The organism is Natronomonas moolapensis 8.8.11, assembly GCF_000591055.1.
Classification (GTDB): Archaea; Halobacteriota; Halobacteria; order Halobacteriales; family Haloarculaceae; genus Natronomonas; species Natronomonas moolapensis.
Genome location: NC_020388.1, coordinates 2,336,511 through 2,350,555 on the forward strand (window position 1 = coordinate 2,336,511; position 14,045 = coordinate 2,350,555).

The 14,045-nt window shown below is 64.2% G+C and carries 14 protein-coding genes; 5 read left to right on the top strand and 9 right to left on the bottom strand.

The window, feature by feature from the left end; genetic code table 11:
- Positions 1-34 precede the first annotated feature (34 nt).
- Positions 35-718, bottom strand: a complete 684-nt coding sequence (locus NMLP_RS11270) for a heme exporter protein CcmB (RefSeq protein ID WP_015410242.1) — start codon at positions 716-718, stop codon at positions 35-37.
- Positions 715-1,506 (bottom strand): ABC transporter ATP-binding protein, encoded by a 792-nt coding sequence (locus tag NMLP_RS11275; RefSeq protein ID WP_015410243.1) that lies wholly within the window; start codon positions 1,504-1,506, stop codon positions 715-717. The genes NMLP_RS11270 and NMLP_RS11275 overlap by 4 nt, the downstream gene beginning before the upstream one ends.
- A 128-nt stretch (positions 1,507-1,634) precedes the next feature.
- Between NMLP_RS11275 and NMLP_RS11280 the strand changes: the two genes are divergently transcribed.
- The gene (locus tag NMLP_RS11280; RefSeq protein WP_015410244.1) at positions 1,635-2,072 is read left to right on the top strand and encodes a cytochrome c maturation protein CcmE domain-containing protein; all 438 of its coding nucleotides are present in this window, start codon (positions 1,635-1,637) and stop codon (positions 2,070-2,072) included.
- Positions 2,073-2,171: 99 nt separating this feature from the next.
- Positions 2,172-3,656: a molybdopterin-dependent oxidoreductase gene (locus NMLP_RS11285; protein WP_049926499.1), complete on the top strand. Its 1,485-nt coding sequence runs from the start codon at positions 2,172-2,174 to the stop codon at positions 3,654-3,656.
- A 28-nt stretch (positions 3,657-3,684) separates the two neighbouring features.
- Here NMLP_RS11285 and NMLP_RS11290 read toward each other — a convergent pair whose 3' ends face one another.
- The 4 genes from NMLP_RS11290 to NMLP_RS16020 all read right to left on the bottom strand — a co-directional run bounded on the left by NMLP_RS11290 (position 3,685) and on the right by NMLP_RS16020 (position 5,124).
- Positions 3,685-3,819, bottom strand: a complete 135-nt coding sequence (locus NMLP_RS11290; RefSeq protein WP_015410246.1) for a CcmD family protein — start codon at positions 3,817-3,819, stop codon at positions 3,685-3,687.
- Between the two features lie 6 nt (positions 3,820-3,825).
- A complete protein-coding gene (locus tag NMLP_RS11295) occupies positions 3,826-4,572 on the bottom strand; it encodes a cytochrome c biogenesis protein (RefSeq protein WP_015410247.1) in 747 nt (248 codons plus the stop codon).
- A 66-nt stretch (positions 4,573-4,638) separates the two neighbouring features.
- Entirely contained in the window at positions 4,639-4,974 is a 336-nt protein-coding gene (locus tag NMLP_RS11300) for a hypothetical protein (RefSeq protein WP_049926501.1), read from the bottom strand.
- A gap of 15 nt (positions 4,975-4,989) precedes the next feature.
- A complete protein-coding gene (locus NMLP_RS16020; RefSeq protein WP_269453326.1) occupies positions 4,990-5,124 on the bottom strand; it encodes a hypothetical protein in 135 nt (44 codons plus the stop codon).
- A gap of 131 nt (positions 5,125-5,255) precedes the next feature.
- On the opposite strand from NMLP_RS16020, the gene NMLP_RS11305 reads away from it, so the two are divergent.
- The gene (locus tag NMLP_RS11305) at positions 5,256-5,687 is read left to right on the top strand and encodes a universal stress protein (protein ID WP_015410250.1); all 432 of its coding nucleotides are present in this window, start codon (positions 5,256-5,258) and stop codon (positions 5,685-5,687) included.
- Between the two features lies 1 nt (position 5,688).
- Here NMLP_RS11305 and NMLP_RS11310 read toward each other — a convergent pair whose 3' ends face one another.
- Genes NMLP_RS11310 through NMLP_RS11320 form a run of 3 tightly spaced genes read right to left on the bottom strand, consistent with a single transcriptional unit; the run spans position 5,689 to position 8,754 of the window.
- Positions 5,689-6,393, bottom strand: coding sequence for a fumarylacetoacetate hydrolase family protein (locus tag NMLP_RS11310; protein ID WP_015410251.1), 705 nt, complete (start codon positions 6,391-6,393; stop codon positions 5,689-5,691).
- Positions 6,394-6,418: 25 nt separating this feature from the next.
- Positions 6,419-8,020 (bottom strand): MmgE/PrpD family protein, encoded by a 1,602-nt coding sequence (locus NMLP_RS11315; protein ID WP_015410252.1) that lies wholly within the window; start codon positions 8,018-8,020, stop codon positions 6,419-6,421.
- A 47-nt stretch (positions 8,021-8,067) separates the two neighbouring features.
- Positions 8,068-8,754: an SOS response-associated peptidase gene (locus NMLP_RS11320; RefSeq protein ID WP_015410253.1), complete on the bottom strand. Its 687-nt coding sequence runs from the start codon at positions 8,752-8,754 to the stop codon at positions 8,068-8,070.
- A 231-nt stretch (positions 8,755-8,985) separates the two neighbouring features.
- Between NMLP_RS11320 and NMLP_RS11325 the strand changes: the two genes are divergently transcribed.
- Positions 8,986-9,366, top strand: coding sequence for a hypothetical protein (locus NMLP_RS11325; protein ID WP_015410254.1), 381 nt, complete (start codon positions 8,986-8,988; stop codon positions 9,364-9,366).
- A 424-nt stretch (positions 9,367-9,790) separates the two neighbouring features.
- Entirely contained in the window at positions 9,791-13,534 is a 3,744-nt protein-coding gene (locus NMLP_RS11330; protein WP_015410255.1) for a PAS domain S-box protein, read from the top strand.
- Positions 13,535-14,045: the final 511 nt, after the last annotated feature.

Genomic DNA, 14,045 nt, shown 5'->3' on the forward strand with positions numbered 1-14,045 from the left:
GCGATCGCCAACGCCTCGTCGGTGCTCGGCGCACTCATCCCTCGACGACGTACTCGAAGGTCATCCATCCCGCCAGCAACATCACCCCGTCGTATGTCACGAGGATCCGAAACCACGCCGAGGTCATCGGGGCCGACAGCGCCACCCGGGTCAGTTCGGTTCCCGAAAGCAGTATGGGGACGACGAGCGGGATCAACAGGACGGGCAACAGCGACTCTCGAAGCCCGGTATGCAACATCAACACCGATACCAACACCCCGACCGAACTGAATCCCACCGCAGCCAGGAACACGACGACGACGAGCGTCGAAAGGGTCCCCGGCGGGAACGCGTAATCGAGGAAGACGACGACGAACCCGGTGCTCAACACCCCCACGACGGCCACGAAGGCGGTCGAACTCACGACCTTTCCGAGGTAGACGGCGGATCGATCCACCGGGGCGAGGAGGAGCCCGTCGAGCGCCCCGTTGTGTCCCTCGCGGGCGACCGCGTGGCTCATCCCGACGACGCCACCGAAGACAACGGCGATCCAGAGGGCCCCTCTGGCGAGGATGTCGCGGCTGTCGACCTGTTCGCCGAAGACGAACGAAAACACGACGACGATGAGCAACGCGAAGACGAACGCGGCGTTGATCGTCCGCTTGCTTCGAGCTTCGACCAGCAGGTCCTTGCGGGCCACCTCGTAGACGACCCGAACGTACCGGCCGAGGGCGCTCATTCCTCGGACCCGTTCTCGTTCCGGTTCTGGTTCTGGTTCCGGCTCCGGTTCTCGTTCCCGCTCCGGTCGCTTGCTCCGCGTTCACTCCCGGCCGGCCCTCGACAGAGCTGTTCGTACCGCTCGAGGGCCGCCTCGACGGACGCGAACCGATCGGCGCTCGCATCTTCGATCAGTCGGCCGTCGTTCATGAACAACACCCGATCGGCCAGCCGGACGCCGCGTTCGAGGTCGTGGGTCGCAGCCAGTACCGTCCGGTCGTCGAGGTCCTCCAGAACCGCCTCGATGCGGTCGAGCGAGGCCCGGTCGAGACCGGTGTAAGGCTCGTCGAGAAGCAACACGTCGGGATCGTGAACCAGCGCGCGGGCGAGGGCGACGCGCTTTCCCATTCCGTGGGAGAACCCGGCGACCCGCTCGCTGCCCCGTTCGGCGAGACCGACCGTTTCGAGTAGTTCCCCACAGACCGACTCCTCGACGCCGTGCAGCCGTGCGTGGAGTCGGAGATTCTCCCGCGCGGTGAGGTCCTCGTACAGCATCGTCTCGTGGGTGAGCACGCCGATCCGCGAACGAACGCCGGCGCGTCCGTCGACGAGCGATTCGGATCCGATCTCGATCTCCCCGGACGTCGGGCGCGATAGCGACGCGAGCATCCTGATGAGCGTCGTCTTTCCGGCACCGTTGGCTCCGACGACGACGGCCCGCTCCCCGTCGGCGAGCCGGAAGGAGACGTCCGAGACGCCGACGTGTGCGCCGAAGCGCTTCGAGACACCGGCAACCGAGACGATCGACATACCGAACGTAGCCGGACGCGCAAGTTAAGCGTTGTAATTCACCGTGCGCGAGCCCCGATGCCCGGTGCTGTCCCGGTATCGGGTACTGGACGAAGGCTTGATGTGGTCCGATGGATAATATGCGGCGTATGAACCGGAAGGCGAAGGCGATCGGCGGCGGCGTCGGAATCGTCGTCCTCCTGGCGATTCTGGCGTCGACGACGATGGGTGCGACGGCGGAGTTCGTCTCCCCGACGGACCTCGAGGAGACCGACGCCCACGAAGGCGACCTGGTGAAACTCGAGGGCCGGGTGGTCAATCTCCAGGACGGCGATCGGATCACGTTCGACGTCGCTGACGCGAACCACACGAAGGCAGTCGTCTACGACGGCCAGATGCCCGAGACCATGTCGAAGGGGCGACTCGTGGTCGCGGAGGGCCACTTCGACGGCGAGACCGTTCACGCCGACTCGCTCACGGTCCGGGCGCACGAGGGTGAGGACGCCGCTCCCGAGGGGCACGATCACAGCTACAACGGAACGGGCAACGACTACGAGGGAACCGATGTCCCGTCGGCACCGTCGTGATCGGCCGGTGGCTCGCTTCCGGGATACGCTGTTGATGGACGACAGTGCTCGACCCGCCGCCGACAAAACGGAGCGGAACCGACGATGCGCACTCAGATCATGAACGACAAACTGTCCCTGAGGGCTGTTGCACTGTTCGCCAGCGGGGTTTCGGCCGTTGCGACCTCGTTTGCGATGTACGCTACCGGTGGATCGTTCGTCGTCTCCTCGTTCAACCGGATCGTTCTCGGGTACCTGCCTGGATGGTTCGTTTCGGGGGTACTCCAGCGGTTCGGATCGGTTGCTCTCGAGATGAGTATGCTCTTTTCGGGCGTGTTGCTTTCGGTCGTCCTCGGGGCGGCTGCCGTCGGCGGATACGCCCTCGGATCCCGTGCTCTGCCGTCTTATAACCGCCCTGTCGGCGTTTTCGTCGCCGCTGCCCTCGTCTTTTTCGGGGCGTTCGTGATCGTCGGTTCCGCCGCCGCGGTCGTCGCTCCCGCCGTCGTCGGCGGGGTCGTCGCGGCGTACTTTTTGCGTCGGACGCCCGGTTCCGGGGACGTCGATGTCGAGCGCCGATCGATCGTCCGCGCCGTCGGCGGCGTCGCGATGTTCAACGTCGTCGCACACGCCGCCGGGCTCCTCCGTCGCGATCAGACCCAGCGCGCCGAACGGGAGCTCCAACAGCGCGCCTCCCGGGTGCAGTCCGAACACATGCTCTCGGAGGCGGCGGCGGCCGGACTCGACGCCGAGGGCATCAAGCCGCTGATCGCGGAGATCGGCGAGTTCTACAAAGTCGACATCAACCCGAGTCCGCCCTCGGTCGACGCCGACGCCTGGAGCCTTTCGATCACCGGACTCGTCGACGAGGAACTCGAACTCTCCTACGAGGACGTTCTCGGCTACGACGTCGTCCACCGGTACAAGACGATTCGCTGTCTGAGCGACGGCATCGACGGCGACACGATGGATACGGCTGTCTGGACCGGTTGTCGGGTCGAGGACATCCTCGAGGCGGCCGGCACCAACGGCGAGTACGCGATGTTGAACGGCGCCGACGACTACTGGTACTCCCTGCCGCTATCCGACCTCGAGGACGCCGTGTTGGCCTACGGGATGAACGGCCTCGAGTTGCCGCAGGCCCACGGCTACCCGGTTCGGCTGCTCGTTCCGGACCGGTGGGGGAAGCTCCACGTCAAGTGGCTGACCGACATCGAGATCATCTCCGAAGACGAGAGCGGCTACTGGGAGGAGAAAGGCTGGCACGGGATGGGTCCGGTCAACGCGGTCACGAAGATCGACCGCATCAACCGCCCGTCCGGGCGGATACAGATCTGCGGGCACGCCTACGCCGGCGCACGCGGCGTCGAGGCCGTCGAGGTCTCGGTCGACGGCGGCGAGACCTGGAACGAAGCGACGTTGAGCCAGCCGCTTCCGGACCCGGACACCGAACGGCAGTGGGTCTACGAGTTCGAACCGGACCGCGACAGCCACGAGGTGTACGCGCGGACGATCGACGGCGAGGGGTCGGTGCAACCCGAAGAGCGGACCGAGCCGTACCCGAACGGTGCCACCGGGTGGGTTAGCCGAACGCTGCGCGCGGAGTGACGGAGAACGCTTCTCGCCGGATCACAGGCTAGGAGTCGCGATCTGAGGCGGCGATATCCTCTAGGCGCCGTTCGGCCTCCGAGAGCCGGCTGCGGAGGTGCAGCACGTATACGACGAGCGCCGCGAAGATGGTTCCGTAGCCGAAGACGAGTAACGGTTCCATGAGGGGTCAGTCGTCCCCCATCGGTTTTTGTGTTTCCGTCGTTGTCCGGTGTTTCAACGAGTCTACTCTCGCGGAGAGCTCTCTGACCCGGACCCGGCTCCCCAGCAGGTAGACGTACAGCGACAACACCGCAATCACCGAGACGAGCAGTACCGAAGCCGTGATCGTGGCCTCGGTTTCGGGGTTCCCGACTGACGGCGAGTGAAGCCTAGCGGTCCACAGCCGCGTCGAAGCGTACGAGATCGGGACCGTGATAAACCCGACGACGCCGTACACCGACGCGAGCCGCGATACCGATCCGGACCCGCCAGCGCCGGAGTAGATGATCAAGTAGCCGGCATAGATGAACCAGATGAACAGGAACGTCACGAGCCGGATATCGGACCAGTCCCACCAGGTGTTCCAGATGACGCGACCCCAGACGCTGCCCGTCACGAGCGTCAGCGTCACGAACACGAAACCGATCTCGCCCGAGGCGTGTGCGAGCTGTTCCCAAAACCGCGTCGCGGTCACGAGATAGAGGACGCACCCGAGGAACGTAACTGTGAGCGCAATCCCGCCGACGACCGCTATCGGGACGTGCCAGTACGCGATGCGATTGATGCCGTGGGCGACGCCGTACATCGACTCCGAGGCGTACCCGAACACCGACCCGACCGACGCGAGTCCCAACAGCAGGGTCAGATATCCGGGGATCGAACTCCTGAACACCCGACGCAGAAGCCCCACGACGGAACGCTCGTACCGGTTCATACGATGGGGTACACGTTGGCCGATAAAAAACACACGCAGTGTTCCCACCCGGGGCGCGAGCGGCAGTCAGGTAACGCTCGCGACGACGAGGAGGTTCCAGGCGGTGACGCCGCCGCCAACGAGAGCGAGCGCCAACGGAACTGCGATCCGGCCCGGCGTCCGGAGCATCACCCAAACCGCATAGAACGATCCGAAGACGGTCGCTTTAACGAGAAGCAGAGCACGTGGGCCGTACACCTCGATGAGGGGCCCAGCGACCGGCCCTGCCTCCGCAACCCCGCCCACGGAGAGTCCCCAAAGCGTCGTTGCGGTGTCACCGATTCCGTACAACAGGATCGCGGCGACCCAAACCCAAATCTGAAGATCCCGACCGCCGATCACGGCGACCGTCGTATCGCTCACGGTTGGATGCTGGGCTCAGAGCGTCATAACTGCAACGCCGGTGACCGAAACGAGACACGCGAGCGCCAACAGAATCACGAAGTCGACAGTGGGAGTAATGTACGCTTCCCGGGTCGGCGCCTCGGCCGCGTTCGCGTTGTCTGTAGCCATGTCTGTGATACCCGACGAGCGGGCTTCAATGCCGACCCGGTTTCGAGCGGTGAGCCACACCGCCCCCGGCGAAACGCCCCCACCGCCACGAGACGGTTCGTTTCAAGTAGGTGGCCCGCGGACCCCATCGCATGTACGATTCGATCCTTTTGCCGACGGACGGTAGCGAACGCGCCGCCGCCGCCCTGAAGCACGCGCTCGGTGCCGTAAACGCCTACGACGCTTCCTTGCACGTCATCTCGGTCGTCGACCAGCGGGTCGTTCTCGCCGCCGACGCCGAAGACAAATCGGACGTCCGCTCCGAACTGGCCGAGGAAGCCACCGAAGCCGTCGCGGACCTGGCCGCCCGAGCCGAGGACGACGACGTCGCCGTCACCACTGCGACGCCGGACGGCGTCCCCTATCGGGAGATCCTCTCGTACGCCGATGGGTCCGATATCGACCTCCTCACGCTCGGCACCCACGGCCGAACCGGCCGGGAGAAACGGCTCAACCTCGGGAGCACGACCGAGCGCGTCGTCAAAGCGGCCGACCGACCGGTGCTCGTCGTCGATATCAGCTGAGCTACTCGACGGTGTTTCTGAGCGTCCCGATCCCCTCGTAGTGGATCTCGATCTCGTCGCCACGCTCGAGGAGGCCGGGGTTCGCCGGGCTGCCGAAGCTGATCACGTCGCCCGGCTCGAAGGTGAACCGTTCGGAGAGAAACGAAATCGTCTCGCGTGGCTTGTTGAACATGTTCTCGGTGTTGTCCTCCTGGCGGCGTTCGCCGTTTATATGCGTCGTCATCTCCACCCCGACCGGCTCGATGTCCGCGATGACCGGACCGAGCGGTCCCGACGAGTCGAACGCCTTGCGGGCCGTCCGCCGCTCCTGGTCGAGGCAGTCGAGGTCGTTGAGGATCGTATAGCCCCGGACGACGTCGTCGACGTCCTCCTCCGAGACGTTCTTACACTCGGTCCCGATCACCGCTGCGAGCTCCCCTGCGTATGTCAACTCCGAGGTGAAACTCGGATACGGAATCGGCGTTTCGGGGGCGTGCAGCGAGACCGGCGGCTTGATGAAGAAGTCCGGTTTCTCCGGGACCTCGTAGTCCATCTGTTCGACCTTCTCGCCGAAGTTTCGGCCGACACAGTAGAAGGCGGACGGCTCACACGGCGCGAGTAGTTCGTACTCGGTCGGCTCGTAGGTCCCCTCGTCCGTTCGGACGGTCCCGTCGTCGTACTCCCCCTCGAGAACGCCATCTTGGGTTTCGATCCGCGCGTGCTTCATACGGGCCTTGGCGGTCGCCGGTTTCTTACGTGTTGCCATCGCCGCCGGCGCGCCGGCTCGCACTCCCCTCGAACAGCCACCCGAGGCGGACCTCGGGCGCCTCGTCGATCCGGGACAGCCGATCGGTCCGGCTCCGGGCCACCGACTCGGATACTCCGAGCGCTTCGAGGGATTCACGGCACTTCCGTCTGGCGACCGCTCTGAGCTCGGCTGGCGGTGCGCCGGCGACGCCCGACGGGCGCTCGAGGCGCCCCTCGACGGCCCGCTCATCGGCCGTCCGGACGACGACACGGGCGCCGATCCGCCGCTCGACCTTCGAGGGGTCCGGAACGTCGGCCAGCCGTCGTCCTGCTCCGAGCACTGCCGATGGGTGTCTGAGCGTCGCGCGCGCCCCGACGATTCGGGCGGTCTTCGGAGCGACCGCTCGCCCCATCCCGTCGAACTCGATCCCCTCGGGAACCGACGATCGGAGCGCGGCGATCGTCAGCGCGGGCTCGTGGGTAAGCTCGACGCGCTCGGCGATCCGCGGTATCGCGCCCCGTCCGCCACGGGCTCCGACCCGCTGTGGCGTGTTCTCCCCGTGGACGAGCGCCTCCGCCGTCGCTCGACGGACCGAGCGAACCGCCGCAGCGATTGGGGTGCGACTGTCCTCGATGTATCGATTCGCGACCGCGTCCATCGAGCACAGCGCGTGGGGACCGTACACTTCGACCGCTCGGACCGTCGTCCGTCCGCGGTCGAAACGCCCCCTCGCCTCGAGAGCTGCCTCCGTCGCTGCCGCCACGTAGGCGCTCCCTGGAACGAGCCCGACGCTCAGTGCGGCGGTGTGCCAACGCTCGCCGAACCCAGAGAGATACCCCCACGCCGGTCGACGACAGAGCCCGGACAGCAACCCCTCGTCGCCCTCGATCAGATCTGTCCGTCCCTCGATTCCCGACCGGGCGCTCTCGACCGCGGCGAGCCCGGTCCGGATCGGCGCCGCCGGCCGCCAGACGCCGGCGTCGGCTCCGAGCGCCGACCGCTCGATCGGTCGTGGCGGTTCGGACAGCGCTGTCGCGAGTGCGTCCGCGAGCGTGTCAGGACTGTCGTCTTCGATCACTGCACGTCCGGTCGCCGCACCGGCGGCGTGTATCCAGGCCGCATCGGGGCCGGCGAACGATCCGGTCGTCACCGCCGCGCCGAGCCGCGCTGCGATCTCGTTCGCAGCGACCTGCGCGACGAGGAGTTCCTCGCCGTCGGCCCCCGTGGCTTCGGCGTACGCCAGCGGGACGAACACACAACTGGCGTCCGTTCGGCCGCCGAGGACCGACCCGTCGAACTCGAGTGCCGACGCGAGAACGCCGTTGTTCACGGCGGCGGTCGCCGGGGCGGTTCGCCCGCCGCCGAGAACCGTCGTCTCCGCTCCCGACGATTCCATCGACCCCCGGATCCGGTCGCCGATCGGGTGCGTTCCGGTCCGGAGCGCGGCGCCGACACCGCTCGTCAACTGCGCTCTCCCGGCGCGTCGGACTGGGTGAGGGATGTCGCTGTAGGACAGTGCTGCCGCCCAGCCTGCAGCGCGCTCGAGAAACGGCTCCGCCGGCCGACTCGGCCCGCCGACGAACGGAATCCAATCGGGGGTGTCCATCGGTCGCCCCGACGGCTGCCGCCGGTTTAGATCGTTCGGTCAGGGCGCTACTCGACGGGACGGACGAGTTCCGGGCGATCGTTCGAGGGATCGTTGACAGCCGGCGACACCGGGTAGGCGCGAAACTCGTCGGCGGGCGCGGGTTCGAACGAGACGCTCTCGCCCTCCAGCCACGCCGCCTCCGAGTCGGGGGTGAGAATCACCGCCATCCGGTGGTGAAGCGGTTCGACGACCGCGTTGGGATCGGTGGTCAACACGGTGAACGTCTCCAGCGGTTCGACGCCCTCCGGTTCGGCACCCCCGCCCGAGAACGCGCCGAGCCCCGTCTGTGTCGTCTCGGGCGTCCAGCGTTCGTAGAGTCCCGCCATCGCGAACGGTCGATCGTCCTCGAAGGCGACGCGGTACGGCCGCTTGCCGTCACCGGTGTCGGCCCACTCGTAGAAGCCGTCGGCCGGGACGAGACAGCGCCGTTTCCCGTACGCCTCGGCGAAGGCTGGCTTCTCGCTGACGGTCTCGGACCGAGCGTTGATGTAGCTCTCCGTCGCGTCGTCGGCCCACCGCGGAACGAGCCCCCACTCGAGGTGACGAACCTTGTCGGGCTCTTCGTCGGTAATCACCGGAAGCGTCTGTCCCGGCGTGGCGTTGTACCGCGGCTCGAAGCCGTCCCCGAACGACGCGCCGAAGCGCGACTCGAGATCCGTTTGCGGGGCGAAGAGACTGTAGCGGCCACACATACACGGCAGTATGGCCCCGAATTCGATATAGGTGGCGAACAGGCGGAGCGGTCGGCCCCGATGGCGTCCGACGGCGGCACTCCGCGCTCGCGCCCAAACCGGCCGTCGGCTGTCGACTACCTCACGCGATGAGTGCGCCCGTCTCAGTATATAAACGTTCGTCGCGGTGTCGATCGTGAGCGGCCACCCAAACGCCCTCGAATTTAAACGATATCGCGGCGTAGAACCGATGTGTCGGACGACGACCCGACGTTCTCGATCCCGCAACGGCCGATCCGTCGCTACCGGAGACACGGCGGCGTCGAATACGAGGGCGAAACCGTATTTACGCTTCGGCCGGAGCGCGACTCCGGAGAGCGATCGCTCACCGCGCTCGCCGAGTCGGTGCTCGAACGGGGACCGTATCGGTACGGCGATTGGTTCGACCTGCCAATGCCGGTGTATCTCGCCCATGACGACGGAACCGGAGACACGTTTCGGGTCGCCATCCGCGACGGGACGATCAAGCTGTACGTCCTCCCGGACACCGATCCACCGGGGCTTCGGGCGTTCTACAATCGGCTGACCCGACGGTCCGAGTCGTCGTGGACCGTAACCTGTCGATCCGACTGACATTGACACCTCGATACGCGCGTCGAACGACGCGAGACCGTGATACTGATGGACGAACTCACATGACACCGACGCACGAGGCGCACGCCGTTCGACGGCGCGACCGGCGGCTCACCCGTGCGCCGTGTGTCCGTTCGTTTGTCCGTCAGTATGAGTCAGGTCGCCGTCGCGGTGGCGCGAGACTGGCGGCTCCCCGCGGTACAGGGGCTGGGTTGACAGCCGATAAAAAATGAGTACACCGGAGCGGTGACCCCGTCTCCCGGTGGGAATCCTTCGCTTCGGACTTCGGATTCGATCTGGCGCTCCGCCTTCAGCGGCTATTCGGGACGAATACCGGCTCTGGCGGGCGCTAATCGGCCTACTATTTCGATCGAGAACTAGTCCCTCAATACTATATGACACACGGTCGCTAGCTGACGTATATATGACGAGGGCAACAGGGATTTCGGTTCTTCACGTCGATGACGACTCCTCCTTCGCGGCTCTGACGGCTGCTATGCTCTCGCGACAAGACGCCCAATTCACCGTTGAGACGGCGACGAGCGCCAGCGAGGGGTTAGACAAACTCTCCGCTGGTGCGTTTGACTGTCTCGTCTCCGACTACGATATGCCCGGTTGCAACGGTATCGACTTTCTCGAAACCGTCCGTGCGGACGCCCCAGATATGCCGTTTATCCTTTATACTGGCAAAGGGAGCGAAGCAGTCGCGAGCGATGCGATCGCTGCCGGCGTGACAGACTACTTACAAAAAGAATCCGGCACGAGCCAGTATACCGTCCTTGCCAACAAAATTCGCAACGCTGTCGAGACGCGCCGCCAACAGGAGCGTGCTCGAGCGACTCGTGACCGGTTGCGCCAGATAATCGATATGCTTCCACAACTCGTCTCCGTCAAAGACGAAGCCGGCGAGTTCCTGCTGGCGAACGAGGCCGCTGCCGAGGCGTACGGGACCACCGTCAGCGATCTCAAAGGAGCCACGGACGCCGACGTCATCGACTCCGAGGCAGAACTCGAGCAGTTCCGCGCCGACGATCGGGCCGTCATCGAATCCGGCGAGCCGAAACACATCCCCGAGGAGTTGCTGACGACCGCAGACGATGAAACGCGGCTTCTGGAGACGACAAAAATCCCCTACGACCCGGTCGAGACGGACGGAAACGCCGTACTCGGTGTCTCACGGGACATCACCGAGCGTAAAGAGCGCGAACATATGCTCCAGCAGTATCAGTACGTGTACGAATCAGCCCTCAGCGGAATCGCAATCGTAGATCACGACGGCGAATTGATCGACGTGAACCCTACGTTCCTCGATATGTGGGGGTACGATGACGAAGACGACGTGATCGGACGTTTAGCGACGGACCTGTGGAAGGATCACGAGCAGGCGAGTTCTGTGCTGGAGACCGTCGACGAACGGGGACGTTGGGAAGGCGAACTCGAAGCCGTCCGGGCGGACGGGTCAACGTTCTACGCCAGAGGGGTGAACAGCCACCTGACGGACATCGACGGTAACCCAATCGGCGTGGTCTCGTCGTTTTTTGATATTACCGAACGGAAGAGACGAGAAGCCGAACTGGAGATGCAATCCACCGCGATGGAGGCGGCGATGGACGGTATCTCGATTCTGAACGAGCGCGGCGAGTATATTTATATGAACCAGGCCCACGCCGACGTCTTCGGGTACGACGCCGACGAACTCCTCGGCAGCACCTGGCGACGACTGTATGGTGACGACGAGAGTGTACGGATCGAACAGGAGGTGTTCTCGGAGCTCGATGATACAGGGGAGTGGCGCGGCGAGACTGTGGGCAAGTGCCGCGACGGGAGTCCCGTCTACCAGGAGATCACCCTCTCGCTGCTCGACGACGGCAAACTGATCTGTACGAATCGGGACGTCACCGAGCGCAAAGAACGCGAACAGGAGCTCAGACGGACGAATACCGTTCTCCGCACCATCGTCGAGACCCTGCCGATGGGCGTGCTCGTCGAAGACGCCGAACGCGACGTACTCGTGGCAAACGACCTGTTGGGAGAGACCCTCGGTATGCCCATCGACGGCGATGAACTCGCCGGGCGTGACTGCGCCGCGACGGCCGAAGAACTCAAAGACCTGTTCGCCGATCCCGCGGAGTTTATCGACGGGATCACAGAACGGATCGAACGGCGAGAGTCGCTTCAAAACGAGGAACTCACCCTCAAAGACGGTCGTGTGATCGAACGTGACTACGTGCCCTACACCCTGCCCGAGGGTGACGCACACCTGTGGCTATATCGTGACGTAACAGAACGCAAGCAACAACAGCGCGAACTCGACCGGAGCCGCCAGTTCCTACAGGATGTACAACAAGTCGCACACATCGGCGGGTGGGAACTCGATATACACTCAGAGTCGCTGCGGTGGTCGGACGAAATGTATCGTATCCACGGATCGACACTGGATGCCGACGTGACGATTGAAGACGCCTTCGGGTTCTATCATCCGGAGGATAGAGACACGATTCGGGAGGCTTTCGACCGCCTTACAGCCGAGGGTACACCGTATGACCTGGAGTTACGGATCGTCACAGCGGACGACGACGTGCGCTGGGTGAACACGATCGGAGAACCAGTGTACGAGGACGGCGAAATCGTCGCCGCTCAAGGGACGTTTCAGGACATCACCGAGCGCAAAGAACGCGAGCGGGAACTTCGGATGGTCCGCGAGCGGTTCGAGCGGTTCGCGGCTAACGTCCAGGACGCGTTTTTTTTGTTGCCGACCGACTACTCCGAAACCGAGTATGCGAACCCAGCAGTGGAAGCGGTCTACGGGATCACGCGCGAGGAGGCATACGACGACCCGATGGCGTGGCTCCGACACGTCCATCCCGACGACACGGACGAGTTACTCACACAGATCGAAACCCAACAGAAGGAAGCGACCGACTGGCCACTCGAACAGGAGTTCCGTATCGAACACCCCGACCGTGGGACGCGGTGGGTGCAGGCCCGCCTCGACGTGATCGCCGACGAAAACGGTGACCCGTCGCGGCTCACCGGAGTTACGACCGACATTACGGAACGGATACGACACGAACGGCAACTGGAAGAAAAAACCGAACAACTGGAGCAGTTGGCGACGAAGTACGAAAGCCAGTACCGAACGCTGTTCGAGGAGGCCCCAGTGATGACGGTTCTCACTCGCTCCGAGGACGGCCGACCGATCATTGAAGACTGCAACAGTCAGTTCGTGGAGAGCCTCGGATACGATGCGGACGCGATAATCGACAGCGAACTCCCGGAGTTCTACACAGCCGAATCGGCGGAGAGGCTACAATCGCAGGGGTACAGCCAGGCGCTCGACGGAGAGTTCACCACAGAGAAACGCGATCTAATGGCTGTTGACGGTGAAGTCACCGAGGCGATCCTGCGTGCGGTTCCGCGCCGGACAGCCGACGGCGAGATCATCGGAACGGTCGCGATGTACATCGATATCACCGAACGCGAGTCGGTCAAGCGTGCGAACGAGCGGCTCGAGGAGTTCACGAGTGTCGTCTCACACGATCTCCGAAACCCGCTGAACGTCGCCCAAGCGTGGGCAACGATGCTACAAGACCAGTGTGACGACGAGGCCCAAGAGCACCTCGAGGCGATCATGACTGCCCTAGAGCGCATGGAGAGCATCACCGAGGACACGCTCGCACTCGCTCGGCAGGGCCACACTGTCGCCGAGGCGACCCCCATTCAGCTCACAGGCTTGATTGAGCAGTGCTGGGAGGGGGTCGAGACGGCCGGGGTGACGCTCGAAATCGCGGACGAGTTCACGGTCCGTGGTGACCGCGGGCGACTTCGGCACATCTTCGAGAACCTGTTCCGCAATGCCGTCGAACACGGCGGCGCCGACGTCACAGTCCGCGTTGAACGCACGGGCGAGGACTGTTTCTGCGTCGAAGACGACGGCCCGGGGATACACGCAGATGACCGCGAGAGGGTCTTCGAAGCAGGCCACACGTCGGCAGCCGATGGAACGGGCTTCGGGCTCACGATTGTCAAGCGGATCGCGGAGGCACACGGCTGGGGGGTACGTATTATCGACGGCCGAGACGGTGGCGCTCGGTTCGAGTTCGATGCCGTCGAAATAGTCGGCGAGGACTCCGATGAATCGCTAGACAGCGCTGGTTCGGCTCACTGAACTAGTTGCTGAGAAACGGATAGGTCGACGGTTTATAGAGATTCGAGGAGAATACTGGTGGGTTTAGCCACCAGATGAATCCGACAATTTACGTTACAAACCATCGTGTCGTACGTCGTGCGTGGAGAACTGGCGGTTGACTCGGTGGTCGCCACGGTTCATAGCCGGAAACAAACAGTAAGCCGACCACGCCGACAGTCGTTAAACAACCAGGTACCTCGAAGCCCTCTCCGGGGTACGAGTAACGGCTTCGTGGCAAAGCCACTGGCTGACTGTCCAGCAAACCGTAGACTTCCAACCGTCGGGATTGACCTGCCCGGCCAACACCGGGTGGGAGGCCCGCGCCTTTACCCGCGGGAGGATGTCACATACTACGTGCGCTCGCCCGTTTTATACCCGGGTAATATAGCAAATATTTATAAATACTACGTGCCGGATGCACGCGTCGATCATACGCGCAAGAGCGCTGACCCGTTCGACTCGAACACACCCGAGCGCCCTCCGGGGTTGG